At 54.9% G+C, this 22,194-nt stretch carries 20 protein-coding genes; 15 read left to right on the top strand and 5 right to left on the bottom strand.

The annotated features are described in order from the left end of the window. Positions 1 to 35 precede the first annotated feature (35 nt). From HMPREF0908_RS01300 to HMPREF0908_RS01260, 9 genes are all read left to right on the top strand, one after another. On the top strand, positions 36 to 1,088 hold the full coding sequence (locus HMPREF0908_RS01300; RefSeq protein ID WP_040572305.1) for an ABC transporter substrate-binding protein: 1,053 nt from the start codon (positions 36 to 38) through the stop codon (positions 1,086 to 1,088). 19 nt (positions 1,089 to 1,107) lie between these two features. Continuing rightward, a complete protein-coding gene (rimO, locus tag HMPREF0908_RS01295) occupies positions 1,108 to 2,436 on the top strand; it encodes a 30S ribosomal protein S12 methylthiotransferase RimO (protein WP_006689603.1) in 1,329 nt (442 codons plus the stop codon). Next, on the top strand, positions 2,436 to 2,930 hold the full coding sequence (locus HMPREF0908_RS01290; RefSeq protein WP_006689602.1) for a CinA family protein: 495 nt from the start codon (positions 2,436 to 2,438) through the stop codon (positions 2,928 to 2,930). Before rimO ends, HMPREF0908_RS01290 begins: the two co-directional genes overlap by 1 nt. Further along, on the top strand, positions 2,927 to 3,577 hold the full coding sequence (locus tag HMPREF0908_RS01285; RefSeq protein WP_006689601.1) for a hypothetical protein: 651 nt from the start codon (positions 2,927 to 2,929) through the stop codon (positions 3,575 to 3,577). Before HMPREF0908_RS01290 ends, HMPREF0908_RS01285 begins: the two co-directional genes overlap by 4 nt. A gap of 41 nt (positions 3,578 to 3,618) precedes the next feature. Beyond that, on the top strand, positions 3,619 to 4,710 hold the full coding sequence (locus HMPREF0908_RS01280; RefSeq protein ID WP_006689600.1) for a hypothetical protein: 1,092 nt from the start codon (positions 3,619 to 3,621) through the stop codon (positions 4,708 to 4,710). A gap of 31 nt (positions 4,711 to 4,741) precedes the next feature. Next, positions 4,742 to 5,806: a tartrate dehydrogenase gene (locus tag HMPREF0908_RS01275; protein ID WP_040572465.1), complete on the top strand. Its 1,065-nt coding sequence runs from the start codon at positions 4,742 to 4,744 to the stop codon at positions 5,804 to 5,806. Between the two features lie 67 nt (positions 5,807 to 5,873). Further along, on the top strand, positions 5,874 to 6,749 hold the full coding sequence (galU, locus tag HMPREF0908_RS01270) for a UTP--glucose-1-phosphate uridylyltransferase GalU (protein WP_006689598.1): 876 nt from the start codon (positions 5,874 to 5,876) through the stop codon (positions 6,747 to 6,749). Positions 6,750 to 6,759: 10 nt separating this feature from the next. Continuing rightward, a complete protein-coding gene (locus HMPREF0908_RS01265) occupies positions 6,760 to 7,989 on the top strand; it encodes a DUF445 domain-containing protein (protein ID WP_006689597.1) in 1,230 nt (409 codons plus the stop codon). Continuing rightward, a complete protein-coding gene (locus tag HMPREF0908_RS01260) occupies positions 7,989 to 9,275 on the top strand; it encodes a DUF445 domain-containing protein (RefSeq protein WP_006689596.1) in 1,287 nt (428 codons plus the stop codon). The genes HMPREF0908_RS01265 and HMPREF0908_RS01260 overlap by 1 nt, the downstream gene beginning before the upstream one ends. Here the strand turns inward: HMPREF0908_RS01260 and HMPREF0908_RS01255 are convergent. The 5 genes from HMPREF0908_RS01255 to HMPREF0908_RS01235 form a co-directional block, all read right to left on the bottom strand. Further along, entirely contained in the window at positions 9,268 to 9,711 is a 444-nt protein-coding gene (locus HMPREF0908_RS01255; protein WP_006689595.1) for an RrF2 family transcriptional regulator, read from the bottom strand. The genes HMPREF0908_RS01260 and HMPREF0908_RS01255 overlap by 8 nt on opposite strands. A 115-nt stretch (positions 9,712 to 9,826) precedes the next feature. Beyond that, positions 9,827 to 10,219, bottom strand: a complete 393-nt coding sequence (gene rpsI / locus HMPREF0908_RS01250) for a 30S ribosomal protein S9 (RefSeq protein ID WP_006689594.1) — start codon at positions 10,217 to 10,219, stop codon at positions 9,827 to 9,829. A 26-nt stretch (positions 10,220 to 10,245) separates the two neighbouring features. Further along, a complete protein-coding gene (rplM, locus tag HMPREF0908_RS01245) occupies positions 10,246 to 10,671 on the bottom strand; it encodes a 50S ribosomal protein L13 (protein WP_006689593.1) in 426 nt (141 codons plus the stop codon). A 142-nt stretch (positions 10,672 to 10,813) separates the two neighbouring features. Continuing rightward, positions 10,814 to 12,055 carry an aminotransferase class I/II-fold pyridoxal phosphate-dependent enzyme gene (locus HMPREF0908_RS01240; protein WP_006689592.1) on the bottom strand — a complete coding sequence of 414 codons (1,242 nt, stop codon included), beginning with the start codon at positions 12,053 to 12,055 and terminating at the stop codon, positions 10,814 to 10,816. A 150-nt stretch (positions 12,056 to 12,205) separates the two neighbouring features. Next, a complete protein-coding gene (locus HMPREF0908_RS01235) occupies positions 12,206 to 13,438 on the bottom strand; it encodes an aspartate kinase (RefSeq protein WP_006689591.1) in 1,233 nt (410 codons plus the stop codon). A gap of 414 nt (positions 13,439 to 13,852) precedes the next feature. On the opposite strand from HMPREF0908_RS01235, the gene HMPREF0908_RS01230 reads away from it, so the two are divergent. Genes HMPREF0908_RS01230 through HMPREF0908_RS01205 form a run of 6 tightly spaced genes read left to right on the top strand, consistent with a single transcriptional unit; the run spans position 13,853 to position 22,086 of the window. Then, positions 13,853 to 14,800 (top strand): aspartate carbamoyltransferase catalytic subunit, encoded by a 948-nt coding sequence (locus HMPREF0908_RS01230; RefSeq protein WP_006689589.1) that lies wholly within the window; start codon positions 13,853 to 13,855, stop codon positions 14,798 to 14,800. After that, the gene (locus HMPREF0908_RS01225) at positions 14,801 to 16,093 is read left to right on the top strand and encodes a dihydroorotase (RefSeq protein WP_006689588.1); all 1,293 of its coding nucleotides are present in this window, start codon (positions 14,801 to 14,803) and stop codon (positions 16,091 to 16,093) included. It begins immediately after the preceding gene. Continuing rightward, entirely contained in the window at positions 16,090 to 17,163 is a 1,074-nt protein-coding gene (carA, locus tag HMPREF0908_RS01220; RefSeq protein ID WP_006689587.1) for a glutamine-hydrolyzing carbamoyl-phosphate synthase small subunit, read from the top strand. The genes HMPREF0908_RS01225 and carA overlap by 4 nt, the downstream gene beginning before the upstream one ends. 4 nt (positions 17,164 to 17,167) lie before the next feature. After that, entirely contained in the window at positions 17,168 to 20,395 is a 3,228-nt protein-coding gene (carB, locus tag HMPREF0908_RS01215; protein ID WP_006689586.1) for a carbamoyl-phosphate synthase large subunit, read from the top strand. Then, on the top strand, positions 20,367 to 21,152 hold the full coding sequence (locus HMPREF0908_RS01210) for a dihydroorotate dehydrogenase electron transfer subunit (protein ID WP_006689585.1): 786 nt from the start codon (positions 20,367 to 20,369) through the stop codon (positions 21,150 to 21,152). The genes carB and HMPREF0908_RS01210 overlap by 29 nt, the downstream gene beginning before the upstream one ends. Continuing rightward, entirely contained in the window at positions 21,142 to 22,086 is a 945-nt protein-coding gene (locus HMPREF0908_RS01205) for a dihydroorotate dehydrogenase (protein WP_006689584.1), read from the top strand. The genes HMPREF0908_RS01210 and HMPREF0908_RS01205 overlap by 11 nt, the downstream gene beginning before the upstream one ends. The last annotated feature ends 108 nt before the right edge of the window (positions 22,087 to 22,194 follow it).

Raw genomic sequence — 22,194 nt, 5'->3', positions numbered from 1 at the left:
AAGGGTTTATGTTTTCTATCCGAGAGGTTTTTTTCATGAAGCGGGTTCCGTTCTTTGTTTTGATGACGGGCATTTTGCTTCTGCTTGCTGCAGCAGGGCTTACATATCTGTCCTCCAAACCGCAGGGAACAGCAATGGCGCGCCGTCCGCTCCAGGAGGTTACGGCATATACATCACTGCCGACGGAGGCTGCGGCGGCACTATCTGAAGCATATGAAAAAGAGTATAATATTCGAGTGAACTTTGTCGCGCTCTCTGCCGGGCAAGTATTGTCTCGTCTTGAAGAACAGTCGAAAGGGGGAAAGGATCCGGCGGCACTTGTCTTGGCAGATCGCGAGACTCTTGATCGTGCCGCTGCTGTAGGATATCTTGTTCCCTATCAGTCTGAGAAAAGTGATCAGGTAGCGGATGGCTTTCGTCATCCAAACGGTTATTGGACGGGAGTGTGGTATGATCCTGTCGTATTTGCTGTCAATCAGGATTATCTGCGTACACATCTTGACCTGCCAAACTCATGGAAGATGCTTGCAGAGCAAAAAGATATTCGTATCGGAACGACGGATTTTATGGCAGCAGATGCCGCATCAAATCTTCTCTACAGTATGATCGCTGAGTATGGAGAGCCACATGCTTTTGACATCTGGCGTAAGATTCAGCCACAAATTATGCAATATTCCAGATATCTGCATACTCCTGTACGTCAGGCAGGGATGGGGGAGGTAGATCTTTCTGTCGCCGTGCTCAGTGAAACTCTCCGCTATATCCATGACGACTATCCGATTCGCGTGCTTTATCCAACGGATGGGTCGGCAGCGGTGGTCTATGGTACAGGGATTGCCTTTCGTGCCGGAGAGCATGATGTGCAGACGGCAGAGGACTTTGCTGATTGGTTGCTGACGGATGAGGCGCAGCTTGCGCTTGCACGGCAACATATCTATCTTTTGACAACAAACCCCGTGACGCTCTCATATCAGATGTTTGCGGGAAAGAATATCAATCTTTTTAAGAGCAAGCCGTATTTCAGCTCGGAAGAAAAGAAAGCCATGCTGGATCGGTGGATCAAAGAGGTACGATTTTACGAAGAGTAATAGCGGAGGAATGTGATCAGTGAAAGCAGGTTTTATCAGCCTTGGCTGTGCAAAGAATCTGGTCGATACTGAGGTTATGCTCGGCATCATGCGTGAACATGGCATCGATATCACCAATGAGCCATCGGAGGCGGATATCCTGATCGTCAACACGTGTGCATTCATTCAGTCGGCAAAAGAGGAATCGATCACGACGGTGCTTGGGATGGCAGACTACAAGGAGACGGGGCGCTGCCGCAGTCTTATTGTGGCGGGGTGTCTCGGACAGCGATACGGGCAGCAGCTTCTCGACGAGATCCCTGAGGCGGATGCTATTATCGGGACGGGGGCGTGGAGCCGTATCATGGAAGTGATCGAGGAGACGCTTAAGGGGCGCCGTCTTCTTATCGCAGGGAAGGACGACACAATCTACGATGCTAAGACACCGCGCTTGCGGACAACCCCGCACTATACCGCATATGTCAAGATTGCGGAAGGCTGTGACCATCGCTGCGCTTTCTGTGCGATTCCGCTTATCCGCGGCGGTTTCCGTAGCCGGCCGATGGAGGACATCGTGGCAGAGGGGCAGGAGCTTGCTGAAAATGGTGTACGCGAGCTTGTTCTTATCGCGCAGGACAGTGCGAACTATGGGCTTGACCGCTATCATGAACCGATGCTTCCGATGCTTCTCCGCGCACTTGCGAAGATCGATGGGATTGCGTGGATTCGTGTCCTTTATAGTTATCCGAAGTATTTTACGGATGAGTTGATTGAGGTTTTTGCAACGGAACCGAAGGTGGTAAAATACGTTGATCTCCCTCTGCAGCATGCTCATGATGCCGTACTGCGTTCGATGAATCGTCCTGATACACGTGCGGATATAGAGAAGCTGATCGGTAAACTCCGTACACGCATCCCCGGGGTAGCGATTCGTTCGACATTTATCGTCGGCTTCCCGGGCGAGACCGATGCCCAGTATCAAACGCTGCGCCGCTTTGTGGAGAAGCAGCGATTCGATAAGGTTGGGATCTTCACCTACTCCGAGGAAGAGGATACGCCTGCCGCCGCGATGGGAAAGAAGGTCTCTGAAGAGGTGATGCAGGAACGTTATCACGATCTCATGAGTCTGCAGAGCAAGATATCCGAGGAAATCAATATCGGACTTGAGCGTCAGGAGTTGGATGTTCTCATCGAAGGACACGATGCAGAGCAGTCGGGGATTGCGGTGGGGCGTTCGTATCGTGAGGCTCCTGAGGTCGATGGGCAGATCTACATTGAGGGTGATGCAGAGAGTGCGCCGGGCGAGATTGTCCGCGTCCGCCTCCTTCAAGGCTTTACCTATGATATTGTTGGGGAGAGGGTGCAGTGATGTCGCTTGTGAGGGAACGTCTGCCGGATGATGTCGGGCAGCTGCTTTCTGCAAAAGGGTATACAATTTCCTGTGCGGAGTCCTGTACGGGCGGTTTGCTGACGAGTACGCTCACAGATGTGCCTGGAAGTTCGCACTATGTTATGGGCAGCGTTGTATCCTATTCCAATGCTGTTAAGTCCCGTATCCTGCACGTTCCGGAGGAGATCCTTTCAGCGTATGGTGCTGTTTCACCCGAGACGGCCCTGGCGATGGCGAAGGGGATACGTTCCCTTATCCGAACAGATATCGGTGTTGGCATAACGGGGATCGCGGGGCCCGGTGGAGGCTCTGCAAAAAAACCGGTTGGCCTGGTCTATATTGCCGTAACGGTGGACGGAAAGAATGCCGTTCAAAAGAACCTTTTTACAGGCGTACGTACTGAAATCAAGTGCGCCGCAGTCAGTAAGGCTCTTATCATGGTGCAGGAGATGCTCAGGGAGATGGATGAATGAATCACTATAAGAAACTCGCCGCAGCTTTGTCAATTTCGGTGTTCCTTTACAGCGGCTCCTATGCCGCCGCGGCTGAAGCACCTGCGGATGCAGCGGCTCCTGCACAGGCAGCAGCTGAAACGATCGCGCCGGATGCACTGACTTATGCCTATGAGAGTGCAAAGTACGGCTACCGTATCATGTGTCCGCAAAAGCCGGTTGGTGTGATCCCGGCATCGGCGCTCTATGAGAACCGCGAGGGTGAGATTCTCGTATTCGACAATGAAGAGTACAATATTAAGTATGCATGGGTTGTTCTCGTCAATGCATTTTCAGATGAAACGGTACCGAACCTCAATACCATCAAGCCAGAGGAAGCGGTGAACCTGCTGGAGCGCATTCAGAACAGCAATGGCTATGAAGGGATCATGTTGATTAACCTTTCGGATACAAATAAAGCCATCTTTGCTATGACGGCGAAGGAGGTCGATATCGATGAGGACGGGGACGGTGTCGTCGACGCAACGGCGAAGGCAGACAACCAGATGGCAGTACTTTTCTTCCGTGGCACGAATGGACAGCGCTATGGGCTGGAGCTCATTGATAATCCGATGCTTCGCGCGAAGTCCGTTGCCACCCTTATGGCGGGCGCACGCAGTATGAAGTAGCGCTGTAATTATGGGAGAGAATGAAAGAAGGAGAATGAATCATGAAGATCTCATCTAAAAAGACTATGCTTACCGCGGCCGTGCTGGTTACCATTTCTTCCGGCAGCGCATTTGCGGCAACACCGGGGACGGTAGACTCACAGGATCTCTTTCGTGCGAACCGTCTGGTGACGGATCATGTGAAAGCACCTGCGGTGGAGGAGAAAGCTGGCGCAGACCACTATGAAGCGTCCATCTCATCACAGCACAAAGATGCCTCTGTCCGTCCTGTCGGCACGGCTCCGGCCAAAAGTACCCCGCAGGTGACCCGCCTTCGTTGGGAGACGGTTGATGAGGGAATTGCAGCACGCAATAATGCACAGCCTTCGTTTACACTTGCTGCTCAGAAGGCGAAGCCTGTCATTATTACGGCAGCAGATGTCAAACGTGAGCAGAAGCTCGCGGCGAAGGAAGGTCGTCCACCACAGGAGCTCGTCGGAGATGTGAATCTGAAGCGCGGACCGATGCCCGTGGTTCCGGCGCGTCCAGCACAGCCGCCGATGCAGCAGCAACCAATGCAGACACCTCCACAACAGGAGCGCGTTGTCCCGATGCCGCCGCCCGCCGCTCCTGCCGCTGTGCAGGCACAGCTTCCGCCGCAGCCTGCAGATGCTGAAGGCCGGCCGGAACGACAGCGGTATCAGCAGTTGCCGCGCGAGTTTACATTGAATGCCCCTGCAACGTCTCCTGCTGTTCCGCAGCAGCCGCAGCAATTCTCCCCCATGAATGAGTCTTCCCATCTTGCGCCGCCCATTACGCGGGATGTATCTCCGGTTCCTGAGCATACGGTTCGTCCGGAAGGGGTTCCTGCATACTCTGCACGTGAAGTAATACCGGCAGAGAGCCTTGAAGGAATCTCGGAGGAGGTACGTCGTCACATTCTTGCAGGTCAGCTTGCGATGCAGGTGCAGCTCAGGCGTGATCCGAGTGTCACAGGCGTGCAGGCTCTGACGCGAGTGCTGCGTGAGAGCACGAAGCTCACACGTCTGCAGAAAATCGATTTCCTTATTGGTTTCGGTCGCGCGCTGCACCAGAGTGGTTTGCCGCGTCAGCAGGAGTCGCTGCTGATCAAGACGATAGCAGAGGCCTTCTGATCGGTTGGGATTTACAGGATGAGTGATGAGCATGAAACAGTTTAATATCGCAGTGATTGCAGGGGATGGAATTGGTCCTGAGGTCATTGCCGAGGGGAAAAAGGTTTTTTCCGGTATTGCACAGATGGATGGCAGCTTTTCCGTCTCATTTGAGGATTTTCCATGGGGCTGTGAATACTATCTGAAGTCCGGTGAGATGATGCCGAAGAAAGGTCTTGACCTCCTGCGCAGCTACGATGCGATCTATCTGGGAGCCGTCGGTTATCCCGGTGTTCCGGATTATGTATCGCTCGGGGATCTCCTGCTCCGTATTCGCCGCGGCTTTGATGAGTACATCAATCTGCGTCCGGTACGACTTCTCCACGGTGCGCCGTGCCCACTGGCGGACGCTTCTCCAAGCGATATCGATATGATCGTGGTGCGCGAAAACAGTGAGGGAGAATACGCGAATGTTGGTACGCGTCTCTACCCTGGAACGTCGCGCGAGACGGCACTTCAGACGGGAGTGTTCTCACGTTATGGCTGTGAGCGCGTCATACGTTATGCCTATGAGCTGGCGCGCAGAGAGAAGCGTTCGCTCACCTCAATCTCTAAGGGAAATGCACTGCGTTACTCGATGGTATTTTGGGATGAGATCTTTGCTGAAGTCGGAAAAGAGTACCCTAATGTCGAGACACACACCCTTCTTGTTGATGCGGCGAGTATGTTTTTTGTCAAAAATCCAAAGCGGTTCGGTGTTGTTGTGACCAGCAATCTCTTCGGCGATATTCTCACCGATCTCGGTGCTGCCATTGCGGGGGGTATGGGTCTTGCTGCGGGGGCAAACCTCAATCCGGAGCGACGCTTCCCATCGATGTTCGAGCCAATTCATGGAAGTGCGCCCGATATTGCGGGGCAGGGAATTGCGAACCCATTGGCATCGATTTGGTCGGTTGCTCAGATGTTGGAGTTCCTCGGTGAAAAGGAATGGGCGGAGCGCGTCCTCCGTGCCATTGAAACGCTGCTCGTGGAGAAGAAGACGCTGACACCGGATCTCGGCGGAACGGCATGTACATCAGACATTGGCAGTGCGGTGCTTGAGGTTCTGGCACGCTGAGTGATGTGAAATATGCGGGGGGTTCGATCACCCCCCGCTCTATTTATATGGATGGAGTGTGTAGCAGATGGCACAGCAGATACGAAAAGCGGTTATTCCGGCAGCAGGGTATGGAACACGTTTTCTTCCTGCGACGAAGGCAACGCCGAAGGAGATGCTGCCCATTGTCGATAAGCCGACCATCCAGTATATTGTGGAGGAAGCCCTGGCAAGCGGGATTGAGGACATTTTGATCATCAGCGGACACGGAAAACGCGCCATCGAAGATCATTTTGACTCTGCACCGACACTGGAGCATGAACTCATGCGCAAGGGGCGACAGGATCTTTTGGATGTCCTGCGTGAGACGACAGATGTCAATGTCCACTATGTCCGCCAGAAGTACATGCGTGGTCTGGGGGATGCAATTCTGTGTGCGCGTTCCTTTATTGGCAATGAGCCGTTTGCCGTCCTCCTTGGTGATGATGTCGTCTATCATCCGCAGCGTTCTGCGCTGCGTCAGCTGATCGATATCTATGAGGAGACGGGGCGTTCTGTCCTTGGGTGTCAGATCGTCGCGGATGCACAGGTTTCCTCCTATGGTATTGTGGCAGGAACGATGGAGAATGCCCGCCTGATGCGTGTTTCCGATATGATCGAGAAGCCGGCACTTGCGGAGGCACCGAGCCGTATGGCAGTACTTGGTCGGTACATCATCCGCCCTGAGATTTTCTCCATCTTGCAGAATACGGAGCCCGGCAAGGGAGGGGAAATTCAGTTGACTGATGCACTTAAGGTGCTTGCGCAGCAGGACACAGTCTATGCCTATAATTTTGAGGGACGCCGCTATGATCTGGGAGATAAGCTCGGGTTCTTGGAGGCGACGGTGGAGTTCGCTCTGCGCCGCAGTGATCTTGGTATCCCATTCCGCGCTTATCTCAAACGGTTAGCGGAAACACTGTGAGGCGATTGGATTGCAGAAGGAACATCAGGCAAATCTGGCCCTCGCACTTAGTGCCCTCGGTGCTGTTGGGACGGCAGGACAGGGGAGCAGTCTCCTCCTATCGACACTGCATCATGGCTTTATCGCGGCGACGATCGGCGGACTGGCAGACTGGTTCGCCATCAAGGCAATCTTCGGCCGACCTCTTGGTATCTCGCACCGAACAGATATTCTGCGTCGGAATCGCGGGCGGATTATGGAGTCGATCGTTGCGTTCTCCTCGGAGGATCTCCTCAGCAAGAAGAATATTATGGCGGTCATTGAGCGCGAGAATATGGGGGCAATGCTCGCAGACTATTTGCTGCATCGCGGCGGGGAGGAACGTCTGACAGACACGGCCATCGATGTGCTCCGCTATGCGGCAGCAGATCTTGACAGTATGCGCATTGCGCATGAGCTGACGCCGTACGTGAAACAGGCACTCTATCAGCTGCCGCTTGAAGATCATGCAGGAGATCTGATGGCGCTCTTTACAGAGCAGCACCACACGGAGCGGATTTTTCAGGTGCTCGTCCGTGTCGGGATCCAGTTGGTGCAGACCCAACTCTTTCAAGAGATCCTTCATGACAATATAGCTTCTATTCGTGAGAAATATGAGGGCGATGGGATGATCCGTGCTCTCGTGCTCTCATTCGTAGACGATATGATGATTGCATCGTGGATCACGGAACGGCTGCAGGAAATTCTGACAGCGGCATTAGAGACGGAGAATCCTCGTCACCACGAAGGAGTCCAGGCACTCTCTGCGTTCTTTGCTTCGCTCGGCGATCATGGTGATTTTCGTGTGACGATGCGTCGGGCGAAGGAGCACCTGATTGAGGATATTGACATGGAGTCCATTTTGGCGGATTTCATCGAGAGCCGCATGAAAGGGAATCATCCGTTCTGGATTCCCTACGTGCGAGAGTTTCTGCATAAGAAAATTGAAGCGTTCGCCCATTCTGCCCCATGGCAGAGTCGTGTCGACCGATGGATGAAATCGCTCGCGGAGGGAGAGGTCGAGAAACATCACGGGATGATTGCCCGCTTTGTGCGCGACTACCTGAACCAGAAGTCGGACGATGAGCTCGTTTTATTCGTAGAAGGGAAGGTACGCACCGATCTTCAGATGATTCGCATCAATGGGGCTGTGGTCGGCGCAGCAGTCGGTATGGCACTTTCCCTCATCGTCTGCATGACGGAAAGGATGTGGGGGCTTTGATGCGTACGTGGAATAAAGCGGATGCTGCCCTGCTGCTCTCGGCAGTGCTCTTTCTGTGTGCTCTTTTTCTCCATATCAGGTTTATGGATTCCTTCTGGGCGTGTGCACTGCTTGCAGTGAGCGAAGCGGCACTGGTCGGCGGGGTTGCGGACTGGTTTGCAGTGACGGCGATCTTTCGGAAGCCGCTCGGCTTTCCTTACCATACAGCACTTTTGCCGCGCCGCCGCGACAGCTTTGTCCAATCTATTGTAACGATGGTTCAGAAGGAATTCTTCTCCAAGCGCAAGATCTTCCATCACATGGAACAGATGCATCTCTTTCCGATGATGCAGAACTATCTGCGTCAACCGGAGACAGAGGCGCGGATGACGGGTATGGTGCTCCATTTTATCCATGTTTCTTTGCTGCGTCGTAAAAACGCACCGGTTGTCTCCTATCTTTCGTCCCGTTTGAAAGGTTTTTTTCTGCAGGAAGATCCTGCCATGCTGGTGCGGCGCCTCGACGAGCTTCTGCGCGAGAAGGGATGGGATAAAAAAGCCCTGACAAGTATCTCACGGATGCTTGTCAGGGAGGCGGCGTCAGAGGAGACGTATGTCTCCATAAGGAGTGTACTGGAGCAGCTGGAGCGGGAAAAGATCGGCGACGGTTTTCTGTCGCATATTCTCACTTTGACAAATACAATCAATCTAGATGAGGGGGCAGAACTGATTCAGCAGCACACATGTCATGTTCTCGACGAGCTGGGACGGGATGATTCGCCGCTGCAGAATCATGCGGCAGAGCTGATCCATAATGCGCTCTCTGATTTCGGGCGGGATGAGGAACTCGCCGCACTCGTGCGCGAGCTGCAAAAGAGATTGGCAGAGACACTTCCCATCGATGCGTCAATTGAGCGTATTCTGAGCGGCCTGCGGACACATGTGCAGGCTGATCTCCAGCGTGACGTGGATCCGATGGAGGAGCACATGCCAGCCTTTTATCAGCAGCTGCGCAGCATACTCCATGAGGAGTATCAGCGGATGCTGATGCTCCTCATGGAGCACAGTGATCTGCAGCAGATCATGACACGCCTGATGTATGATCTCATCGCACGGTCAGCTCTCCACGCACAGGCATTGGTCGGTATCGTTGTGTCCGACGCGCTTATGTGCCTCACAGATGAGGAGCTGAATCGTCTTGTCTATGACAAGGTGGAGCAGGACTTTCTCTGGATCCGTGTCAATGGCTCTCTCGTCGGCGGCTGCATCGGTTTGCTTATTTTCCTCGGAGCGCAGGTATTTAGATGAAATACATCAGTGTCTCGCTGTTCTCCTCGCGTTTCCACGCAGTAAGGAGATCCTCAAGTGTTACGGCGTTGAGTGTATTGTGAATGTTTTGATCGAGTACGTCGAAGAGGTCACGGGAAAGAATGAAGTTCAGCTTCTCCATCTTTTCGGAGGCACTTCCCGTTCTTTCGATCAGAGCAATTTCAATGGCAGACAGGATCTCGTAGGCAGTGATGGCATGTGGCGGCCTCGCCAACTGATAGCCGCCCTGTGATCCCTTGATGGAGTTGACAAGCTTGCTGCGTTTGAGAAGAGAAAACACCTGCTCGAGATAGATTTTTGAAATGCCAAGATGTTCCGAGATGCTGATGATAGTGACAGGGGAGGAGGTGCCGTAGCTGCGCGCCAAAAAGACCATAGAGGCGATTCCATAGCGGCCCTTCGCTGAGATTTTCATATCGATGCTTCCTTCTAAAACATATTTTTTATAGCTATATAATATGTTAATATACGGTGAATGTCAAATAAAAATCCCCTCTTCCGTTTGGATGAGGGGATTTCGTATACGTACCTTAGCGCTTCGAGAACTGGGAAGCCTTACGTGCCTTTTTGAGACCGTACTTGCGGCGCTCCTTCTCACGCGGGTCACGCGTGACGAAGCCTGCTTTCTTGAGCGCGGGGCGCAGCTCTGCGTCCATCTCAATCAGTGCGCGTGTGATGCCGTGACGGATCGCACCCGCCTGACCGGATGCACCGCCGCCAGCGACATTGGCGATGACATCATATTTATCGACGGTTTCCGTCAGATTCAGCGGCTGGCGAACAATCAGCTCAAGCGTCTTAAGCCCGAAGTACTCTGCCATCTCACGGCCGTTGATGGTAACCTTGCCGTCTCCAGGAACGAGACGTACACGAGCGACCGAGGTCTTGCGGCGACCCGTTCCATAATAAGTGACTTGTGCCATTGAACAGATTCCTCCTTATACAAAACTCAGCGAATATCAAACTTCAGCGGTTCGGGCTTTTGTGCTGCATGGGGATGCTCCGGGCCGGCGTAAACGTTGAGCTTGCGGAAAATCTGTGCGCCGAGACTGTTCTTCGGAAGCATGCCCTTGACCGCGTGTTCAATGACACGGACAGGAAAGCGATCGAGCATCTGGCCGGCCGTTGTGAAGGTCGTGCCGCCCTGATAGCCGGAGTGGCGGAAGTAAGTCTTGTCCGTCAGCTTCTTTCCCGTGAACTTTACCTTCTCAGCATTGATGACGATGACATAGTCGCCGGTATCAACATGAGGTGTGTAGATGGGTTTATTCTTGCCGCGCAGAACCTTTGCGATCTCCGCTGCAAGACGTCCGACCGTCTGGTTCTCTGCATCTACGACATACCATTTGCGCTCAATATCGGCAGCTTTTGCCATAACCGTGGTTTTCACGTTATTCCCCCCTAGAGAGTAAGAGTTTTCAATGTTGGTTGATGCGATATGCACTCACGCTTCCGGGGCTAATGGATACATGAAAAAATATCACACGTCGCTATTCTAAGAAATTTTTACACGAATGTCAAGAAATTTTCTCCATAGCGCGCTTTACTTTTTCTGCCACACCATGCATTTTTATTTTCGGTACGGAACATGCCGCAATACGCACGCCCATTTTCAGCGGAACGGCGAAGATGAGATCCTCGTGGAGGGCATCGCAGACGGCCTGTGGATCACTCGAAGGAATGGCGAGGAAGAAGCCGCCCTTATAGGGGAGGGCGGGCAGACCGCACGCCGCAGCCTCCTGCATGAAGATGTCGCCGCGCTCCTGTACAAGGCGGTATAGTGCGTCGCGCTCACTTTCATAGGCGGCATACGCTGCGCTGTCCTGCTGAATGCGCGTCAGAAGCGTCATCGCACCGCGGTTGATGTTCGACCACGTTGCGCGTGCAGTATACTTGCTGATCTCGCTGAACTCATCGATGACCGTCTTGCTTGCAGAGAGGGCAATGAGTGCGCCGCAGCGCTGTCCGTAGAATGTATACGCCTTGGACATGGAGAACGCAAAGAGTGTCAGGATGTTTTCGGGGAGTCCTGCAAACTTCTGCATGAAGGCACGCGTCGCATACTTTTCGCCTGCAAAGTCGATGTAGGCGATATCGACGAGGATCTGGATCTTCTTTCCGGTCTTTGCCTGTGCTTTGACCGTGTCCAGAACGTGATCCCAGTCCTCCGCAGAAAGGCTGTATCCCGTCGGGTTGTGCGCAGGTGTGTTGAGGATGATGAGCAGGCTGTCCTGTCTTTTGCAAAGGGCATCGACTGCCGCAGAGAACGCTGCATGATTGAAGTTGTTGGCTTCGTCGAACAGTGTAAAAGTCGTGACAGAGGAGCCAAGTTCCTGACAAATGACATTGTACGTTCCCCAGAACCAGTCCGAGGTGAGCACCTGATCGCCGCGCTCGACGTAGTCGTCGACGGCGGTGCGCAGAGCTCCCGTTCCGCCTGCCGTTGCGACGGCGGCGAGATAGCCCGCAGGACGCTTGCCGGCAAATGTAATGTCGATGGCAGCCTCGAGATACTCCGGGAGCCCTGAGATCGGCGCATAGGCGATATAATCCTCAATGGGGAGGGAGCGGAAGACGCGTTCAACTGTCGGCAGATGCGCCAATTTTCCGTTGTCGTCCATGACGGCGCCGATTGTCGCGTTGATCACGCGCTCTTCGCCATGCTCTGCGATTGCGGCGCGGCACGCCGCATTGGCTCCGAAGATCGCGTCCTTCAGGCGGCGCGACGCCGCGTGTGATGCTGCCATTTGAATTGCCATGTTATATGCTCTCCTTTTCGATGGAAAGCACGGATCATCGTGTCCTCCACTGGGGGAGGGCATCGTTGATCCGTGCCGTCGTAGCGTAATATGATGATAGCGCGCGGCTCTCCTTATGTCCACAAGCCACGCAGGTGTATACACGTATTCTTATGCCTCATTCGGAAAGAACTCGTCGTGGATGCGGTTGACGGCGTCCTTGACACTGCCGCCTTTGATGAGGCAGGAGATACTGATCTCGGAAGTGCTGATGATCTCAAGGTTGATGCCTGCATTGGAGAGTGCACCGAACATGCGGGAGGCGATACCGGGGTTGCCGAGCATTCCAGCTCCGACAATAGAGATCTTCGCGACATCATTGTCAATGGACACACCGGATGCGTGGATGTCTGCTGAAATCCCTTCAACAACGCGGCGCGCTTCCTCGGCGTCAATGGATGCCACCGTGAATACCATGTCGGTCACATTGGAGTCGGCACTGCGGATGCTCTGCACAATCATGTCCACATCGATGTTTGCATCGGCGAGAGCTGAGAAAATCTTGTATGCAACACCTGGGACGTTGGAGACGCCAAGTACCGTAATCTTTGAGACATGCTCGTCATGTGCGACACCGCGAATGATAAAGGACTTTTCTTCCACTGTATATTCCTCCCTAATGATGGTTCCGGGTTCTGCAGTAAAGGTCGAACGAACGTGGATGGGGATGCCGTAGAGCTGTCCCATCTCCACCGAGCGCGGCTGCATGACGCCCGCGCCGAGACGCGCCATCTCGAGCATCTCGTTGTAGGTGATTTCCTTCATACGGCGTGCGCCCTTGACGATGCGCGGGTCAGCGGAGTAGATGCCGTCAACGTCCGTGTAGATCTCACAGGCATCCGCACCGATTGCACCCGCGATTGCCACGGCAGAGGTATCCGACCCGCCGCGTCCAAGTGTCACAGGGTTGCCGTCGGCATCTGTGCCCTGAAATCCGGCGATAACGACGATGTTGCCCTTTTTAAGCTCCTCGTGAACGCGTTTTGGCTCAATTCCGAGAATACGCCCCTTGGTATGCGCATGATCTGTACGCATTCCTGCCATGCCGCCGGTGAGGGAGATGGCGGGCTGTCCCAAGGCACGGAACGCCATCGCGAGCAGCGCAATCGAGACCTGCTCGCCCGTCGTCATGAGCATATCCATCTCGCGGGTGTATTGATAGGGGGTTTTCACCACCTCGCCGGCCAGCGCGATGAGATCATCTGTCGTATCGCCCATGGCAGATACCACCATGACAATGCGGTCATCGGGGGCTTTCTCACGCAATATACGTTTTGCTACGTTCTTGATCTTTTCCGGGGTAGCCACCGAACTTCCGCCAAACTTCTTTACAATTAATGACATACAATATCCCCCTATGGATTGGTATAATTCCCATCATGGTGAATTCTCAACGCATTATACGCCAAAATGCGCCGTATTTCAATAACCCTTTGATTTACAAGGAATGTGCAGGACTTTCTTTAAGAAAAGGGGGCTGGAAAAAATTTTCTGTTTCCTTAGCGATTGATGCATAGCACATAATACAAATGTATGGCGTTTTTTGCCATTGCTTTTTTTGTCATGACCTCGTATAATAAGGAAAAGTAAGTGAGTGCCTAGCACGTTGCTTCTCTATATATTGCCTTTTAAGAGGTCCTGTGAGGCCTTAAGGGAGTTTTCAATGAAATATTCGACGCGGTCATTCGAGTTTATTTTGGATGCAAAGCTTTCTTATGCCTTTCTTTCGGCGTGAGAAGGCTTTTTTGTTGAAAGGGGATGCACATGGGACAGGAGTTATCGCTCAAAGGACGGGATGTGCTTGGTCTGGGGGATTTTTCCGCCGAGGAGATCCGTCTGGTTCTCAGTACGGCACGAGAAATGAAGAATATCGTCGGACGCGACATCAAGAAGGTGCCTGCGCTGCGCGGCAAGGCGATAGTGACGCTTTTTTACGAGCCGAGCACGCGGACGCGGACGTCATTTGAACTGGCAGGAAAGTATCTGGGCGCCGATGTGGTGAACATCACGGCGAGCGCATCGAGCATCGTGAAGGGGGAGAGCCTGCGCGACACGCTTTATACGATCGAGGCGATGGGCGTGGATGCCATTGTCATGCGGCATAAAGCTGAGGGCGCGGCTGCCTACGCTGCCAAGGCGGTCTCTCCTGTCATCATCAATGCGGGGGACGGCGCGCATGCGCATCCCTCACAGGGGCTGCTTAACCTCTATACGATTGAGGAAAACAAGGGGAAACTCGCGGGGCTGAAGGTTGCCATTCTCGGTGACGTTCTGCACAGCCGCGTGGCGCGTTCTGACATTCAGGGCATGCGAAAGATGGGGATGGATGTCCATATCGCGGGACCGCGCACACTTCTCCCGCGCTTTCTGTGTGAGGAGGAGGGCGTCACGATCCATGACCGCGTGGAGGATGCTCTTGAGGGGGCTGACGTAGTAGAGGTGCTCCGCATACAGCTCGAGCGCATGAAGGGCGGGCTATTCCCGTCGACGCGTGAATACGCGCGCATCTACGGGCTCAGTGAGGAGCGGCTCGCACTGGCGAAGGCGGATGCTCTCGTGCTGCATCCCGGTCCGATGAATAAGGGATGGGAAATCTCCGAGTCCGTCGCCTACGGTGTGCAGTCGCGGATCCAGGAGGAGGTTAAAAACGGGGTCGCCGTGCGGATGGCGCTCTTTACACTGGTACTGATGGGAGGGAAGGCCTGAATGCGTGCGTTGCTGCTGAAAGGGGGACGGGTGATTGATCCCGCCTCCAAACGAAATGAAGTTGCCGATGTCCTCGTCGAGGACGGTGTGATCCGCGCCGTTGGCGCAAATCTTGCCGCCGACGGCGCAGAGATTTACGATGCTGCGGGAAAGGTAGTTGTGCCCGGTCTGATCGATATGCACACGCATTTCCGCGAGCCCGGTCAGGAGGCAAAGGAGGATTTTGCCTCCGGTTCGCGCGCCGCAGCGGCAGGAGGATATACGACGATTGCGACGATGCCGAACACGCGTCCTGTCGTCGATACGGCGGCACTGGTGAAGAGCCTGCAGAAGCGCGCCGAAGAGACGGCGGTCATGCACATCCGCATCATCGGTGCCGTGACGAAGAACCAGGAGGGCAAGGAGCTGGCAGAGCTCGGCGATATGGTTGAGGCGGGAGCGGTCGCCTTCTCAGACGATGGTCATTTCGATCCGTCGGCAAAGGTTCTCCTCAGTGCATACGACTATCTTGCGCCGTTTGATAAGGCAATCATCAATCATGAGGAAGATACCTCTCTCGTAGAGGAGGGAGCAATGAATGAGGGGCATCGCAGTGCGATGCTCGGCATCAAGGGGCGCCCGATTGTCGCCGAGGATATTGCCGTTGCGCGCGACATCATGCTCGCCGAGTACGCGGGGGCGCATGTTCACGTCGCCCACATCAGTTCGGCACGTGCCGTCCAGCTGGTACGTGAGGCGAAGGCGCGCGGTGTGCACGTGACGACGGAGGTTACGCCGCATCATCTCACGATGACGGAGGACTGCGTCGATCCAACGGACAGCTCGACAAAGGTCAATCCGCCGCTGCGGACGAAAAAAGACACAGCGGCCATGCTGGCGGGTCTGCTCGATGGGACGATTGATATGGTCGTAACAGATCATTCACCGCACGCACGTGAGGAGAAGGATCGCGAGTACATCTATGCGCCGAGCGGCTTCCCGGGGCTTGAGACGGCACTCGGCGTGCTCATGACGGAGCTGGTCCACACGGGGAAGCTCCCGCTTGAGACGCTGATCGAGCGTATGACCTATGCGCCTGCGCGCATCTTTCATCTCGATGCGGGGACGCTGCGCGAGGGGGCACCGGCGGATGTGACGGTCATTGATCCGAACTGCGTCTGGACGGTGGACGAGAAAAAGTTTTACACGCGGGGAAGCCACTCGCCGTTTGTCGGACGGGAACTTCGAGGAAAGGCTGTGCTGACGGTCGTGGACGGGAATATTGTGATGAAGGACGGAGTCATAACAATATGAGAGGAAAACTGATTTTGGAGGACGGTTCGTCCTATACGGGAGAGCTGCTGGACGGCAGCGCAAAGACGGTGGGGGAGGTTGTCTTTACGACGACCATGACGGGGTATCAGGAAAGTCTGACCGACCCGTCGTTCTGTGGACAGATTCTCACGATGACCTACCCGCTGATTGGGAACTATGGTACGGCAGAGAAATTTATGCAGTCCCGCCGCCCCTTTGTGCGCGGCTTTGTCATCGGTGAGCTCTGCGATGCACCGAATAATTGGCAGTCTGAGAAGAGCTTGATTGACTTTCTCACGCAGAGCAAGGTTCCATGCCTTTATAACGTAGACACGCGAGCGGTGACACGCCATATTCGCGCTGCGGGCTCGATGAAGGGAGTGATCGTCCCCGACGGCACGGAGCCGGATGAGATCGCTGCACTGCAGGCGGAGGAGCTGCCGCGCGATCTCGTGGCGATGGTCACAACGCCCGAAGTCTATATTATGGAGACGGATCAGGAGGACGCGCCGCATATTGCCGCGCTGGACTTCGGTGTCAAGCGCAGCATTTTGGAAAATATCAACCGCCTTGGTGCGAAGATCACGGTACTGCCTGCGTATACGAGTGCCGAGGAGGTGCTTGCGCTGAATCCCGACGGCATCTTTCTGTCCAACGGACCGGGAGACCCGCAGGATGTGCCTGAGATCGTTGCGGAGATTCAGAAGATGGCGGGAAAGAAGCCGATCTTCGGCATCTGCCTCGGGCATCAGCTGCTCGCGCTCGCCTTTGGCGCAAAGACTTATAAGATGAAGTTTGGCCATCGCGGCGGCAATCAGCCTGTCAAGAATCTGCGGATGAACCGCGTGCATATCTCGGCGCAGAATCACGGCTATGCGGTTGACCCCGCCTCGCTTGAGGGGACACCGCTCGTCATTACGCATACGAACGTCAACGATGATACCGTCGAGGGACTGCGGCACACGTCGCTGCCAATCTTCTCGGTGCAGTATCATCCCGAGGCCGCGCCGGGACCCGACGATAACATGTATCTCTTTGATGAGTTCTGGGCACTGATGAAGGGGGAGTGAGAGGATGCCGCGTAAGGAAAATCTCAATAAAGTCATGGTGATCGGCTCCGGCCCCATCATTATCGGGCAAGCCGCAGAGTTTGACTATGCCGGCTCACAGGCCTGCCGTGCATTGAAGGAAGACGGGCTGGAGGTCGTCCTCGTCAACAGCAATCCCGCCACCATCATGACGGACACCAATATCGCCGACCGTGTTTACATCGAGCCGCTGACGGTGGAGTTCCTGACGGAGATTATTGCCAAGGAGAAGCCAGATGGTCTTCTCGCCACGCTCGGCGGACAGGCGGGGCTAAACCTTGCCGTTCAGCTTGCAGAGAAGGGGATCCTGGCGGAGTACGGTGTGGAGCTCCTCGGTACGTCTCTTGATGCCATCGAGAAGGCGGAGGATCGCGAGCGCTTTAAGGAGACGATGGAGAAACTCGGGGAGCCGATCCCCGAGAGCCTGATTGTCGAGGATGTCCACGCAGCTGTGGATTTTGCCAACACGATCGGCTACCCTGTCATCGTTCGCCCTGCCTATACCATGGGAGGTACGGGCGGCGGCATTGCTGAGAATGAGGAAGAACTCATCGCCATCGTCATCAAGGGGCTGAACTACTCCATGATCGGGCAGGTGCTCATCGAGCGCAGTGTCGCGGGATGGAAGGAGATCGAGTTCGAAGTCATCCGTGACGGGAACGACAACTGCATTACCGTCTGCAGTATGGAGAATTTTGACCCTGTCGGTGTCCATACGGGAGACAGTATCGTTGTTGCGCCCGCGCAGACCCTGACCGACCACGAGTATCAGATGCTGCGCAGTGCCAGTCTACGGATCATCCGCGAACTCGGCATTGAAGGCGGCTGCAACGCACAGTACGCGCTCGATACGAAGAGCGATCAGTACTACGTCATCGAGGTGAACCCGCGCGTCAGCCGTTCTTCGGCACTCGCGTCGAAGGCAACGGGCTACCCGATTGCGAAGGTATCGTCGAAGATCGCCATAGGCTATACGCTGGATGAAATCGTCAACTCGGTAACGAAGAAGACGAAGGCGTGCTTTGAGCCTGCCATTGACTACTGCGTGGTGAAGTTCCCGCGCTGGCCGTTCGACAAGTTCGTCTATGCGGATCATACCCTTGGCACGCAGATGAAGGCGACGGGCGAGGTCATGTCCATTGACCGCAGTTTTGAGGGGGCTATTCTCAAGGCGGCTCGTTCCCTCGAGATCGGCGTGAACCGTCTCTATCTGGAACGTTTTGCCGACTGGGATGATGAACGTCTGGAAAAACAGCTTGCCCTCATCAACGATGAGCGCATCTTTGTCATGGCGGAGGTGCTGCGCCGCGGCAAGCTGTCCGTGGACGACATCTCGCGCATCACAAAGGTGGACAAGTGGTTCATCCATAAGCTGAAGCATATCGCGGATGTTGAGCGTCAGCTCGCGGAGGAGCCGCTCACGCCAGATCTTCTCGCTGCTGCAAAGTGGGTCGGTCTTGCCGATGTTTCCATTGCCGAGATCACCCATAAGACGCGCGATGAAATCCGCACGATGCGCCGCAGCAACAATATTCTGCCGTGCTATAAGATGGTGGATACCTGTGCTGCTGAGTTCGAGGCGATGACGCCGTACTACTACTCCACCTTCCGCGGGACGGAGGACGAGGTCGCCGTATCGAACAAGAGAAAGGTGATTGTGCTCGGCTCGGGGCCGATCCGCATCGGTCAGGGCGTGGAGTTTGATTATTGCTCGGTGCATTCTGTATGGGCGCTGCGCGAGATGGGTATCGAAGCCATCATCATCAACAACAATCCGGAGACGGTCAGCACGGACTTTGACATCTCCGACCGTCTCTATTTTGAGCCGCTGACGGTGGAGGATGTGCTGAACATTGCCGACAAGGAGAAACCGGACGGCATCATTGTCCAGTTCGGCGGACAGACGGCCATCAACCTCGCGGCTGAACTTGAACGCGCCGGCCTGCATGTCTATGGCACGTCCGTTGACGATATTGACCGCTCCGAGGATCGTGAGCGGTTCGAAGAGGTGCTGACAGAGACGGAGATTTCACGTCCTGAAGGCATCAGCGTGACAAATCTCGACGATGCTGTCACAGGTGCTGCGCGCATCGGCTATCCCGTCATGGTTCGCCCCTCCTATGTCCTCGGCGGCCGTGCGATGGAGATCGTCTACAATGAGGATGAGCTGCGCGACTATATGGGCCGTGCCGTCAAGGTGACGCCGGATCATCCCGTGCTCGTGGATCGCTATATGCAGGGCACCGAGGTCGAGGTTGATGCCATTTCCGATGGTGTGGATGTTGTGATTCCGGGCATCATGGAGCACATCGAGCGCGCCGGCGTCCACTCGGGCGACAGTATCGCGGTCTATCCGCCGCAGACGCTGTCTGCACGCGTGATCTACACGATCATCGACTATACGAAGCGTCTTGCCGTTGCCCTGCATGTCAAAGGGCTGCTCAACATTCAATTCGTCGTGGCGCATGACGAGGTGTTCATCATCGAAGTGAATCCGCGTTCGAGCCGTACCGTTCCATTCCTTTCGAAGATCACGAACGTCAATATGGTTCACGTTGCGACGCAGGTTGCGATGGGGCATACGCTGAAGGAACTCGGCTTCCACTCGGGGCTCGTTCCGCCGCGTCCCTATGTCGCTGTCAAAGCCCCCGTATTCTCCTTTGCCAAGATGACGGATGTCGATATCTCGCTTGGCCCTGAGATGAAGTCCACGGGTGAGGTCATGGGCATTGACTATCACTATGCCCGTGCGCTCTACAAGGCGATTATCGGGTCGGGGCTCAATGTGCCGACCAAGGGGTGCCTGCTCTTTACGGTGGCGGATAAGGATAAGGACGAGCTCAAGCAGCTTGCAAAGGCGTTCTCTGAGTTCGATTTTGAGATCGCGGCGACAGAGGGGACGGCGAAGGTCATCGCGTCGCTCGGCATCGACGTTGAGATCGTCGGCAAGGTGCATGAGCGCAGCACGGACATCATCGAGATGATCAAGAGCGGGCGCATCAGCATGGTCATCAACACGTTGACGCAGGGAAAGCACTCGGCACGCGACGGCTTTAAGATTCGCCGCGCCACGGTTGAACACGGGATTGCGTGTCTCACTTCTCTCGATACGGCTTGGGAGGTACTCCGCGTCCTCGAGTTTATGCAGAAGCGGCGTCTTGTCTATGCACTCGCACTGCAGGACTATGTCGGCGGAGGGGATGATCTTGCCTAAGATATGTGAGGATGCCCGCGTCCTGCATCAGCGGAGCCCGATGGCGGGGATCTATGATCTGACGCTGTCTGCCCCGACGATTGCCCGCAGTGCACGGCCGGGACAGTTCGTTGAAGTCACCGTCCCGCATGGCGGAGCACTACTGCGGCGTCCGCTCGGCATCGCAGAGACCTCTGCAGAGGAGGGGGCGATCCGCATCATCTATCGCGTTGTCGGGCGTGGGACAGAGCTCCTCGCTGCGGCGGGTGCGGGGGAGATGATCTCCGTGCTCGGCCCTCTGGGGCATGGCTTTAACGTCACGTATCGACATCCACTGCTTGTTGGAGGAGGGATGGGGCTGGCGCCCCTTCTCTTTTTTGCGGCGGCGCATGGCAGTTCCTCCATACTGATGGGGGGGCGCACGAAGGCGGAACTCTTCTGGGAGGCTCTGTTTCGTCCCCATGTCCGCGCTGTTCACGCGACAACAGATGATGGTTCGTACGGTATAGAAGGCTTTGTGACAGCGCTTCTGCCGAAGCTCCTGCAGGAGGGGGATTATGATGCGGTCGCCGTCTGCGGCCCGCCGATCATGATGGAGCGCGTCGCCCAGATGACGGCGTCCTTCAGTCTGCCCTGTGAGGTGTCGTTGGAGCGCCGTATGGCGTGCGGACTCGGGGCGTGCCTTTCCTGTGCCGTAGATACGCGCAGCGGGCGGCGCAAGGTCTGCAAGGATGGCCCCGTGTTCTCTGCTGAGGAGGTGTACAGCAATGTCTTATAGCATGGACACTTCTTATGATGCACTGCTTCGCACCAATATTGCGGGCATTGAGATGAGGACCCCCGTGCTCACGGCATCAGGTACGTTCGGTTTCGGCGAGGAGTATGCGGACTTCGTTGATCTCTCACGCCTTGGCGGCGTGATGGTTAAAGGGACAACGCTCCGACCACGGCGCGGCAATGACGGTGTGCGGATTGCAGAGACTCCACAGGGAATGCTTAACTGCATCGGTCTCGAGAATCCAGGGGTAGAGGTCTTCCTCCACGAGACTCTGCCGCGTATTCAAGACTATGGAATGAACGTTATTGTCAATATCTCCGGAAGTTCTGTTGAGGAGTATGCGGAGGTTGCTGATCGTCTGAACGTTCCTGGTGTGGCGGCGCTTGAAGTCAATATTTCCTGTCCGAATGTCAGGGAAGGAGGGATTGTCTTTGGCACGGACCCGCGTGCGGCGGCAGAGGTCGTGCGTGCAGTACGTGCAAAGAGCAATCATCCCGTCATGGCTAAGCTGTCTCCGAATGTAACCAGTATTACGGAGATGGCTCTTGCCGTGGAGGATGCAGGCGCAGACGCCGTATCGCTCATTAATACGCTTGTAGGAATGCAGATTGACATACATCGCTGGCAGCCTGTACTCGGGAACAGAACGGGAGGGCTTTCAGGCCCCGCTGTGAAACCCATTGCTGTGCGTATGGTGTGGGAGGTGGCGCACGTCGTTCACATTCCAGTGATCGGCATGGGCGGGATTGCCTCGTGGCAGGATGCAGTGGAATTCTTCCTTGCCGGAGCATCTGCTGTTGCTGTCGGCACGGCAAATTTCGCTGATCCCAAGATTACAATGAAAATCTGTGATGGACTTGGACAGTATCTTCACGGTAAAAAACTGTTGGCTATACAGGATCTTGTCGGAAAAGCGTGGAAGGATTCAATTTAATTGATGTGTTTTCCAAAAAATTTAAAAAAAATTGAGTAAAAATAGATATTCTGTTCCTATAGAGTCGCTTTATGGCATGTACTACATGGCACAGGACTGTTTTTGACA

This window comes from Centipeda flueggei ATCC 43531 (genome assembly GCF_000160695.1).
GTDB classification, from domain to species: domain Bacteria; phylum Bacillota; class Negativicutes; order Selenomonadales; family Selenomonadaceae; genus Centipeda; species Centipeda flueggei.
The sequence above is the reverse complement of the archived record's forward strand: the minus strand, read 5'-3'. Positions and strand labels throughout refer to the sequence as shown.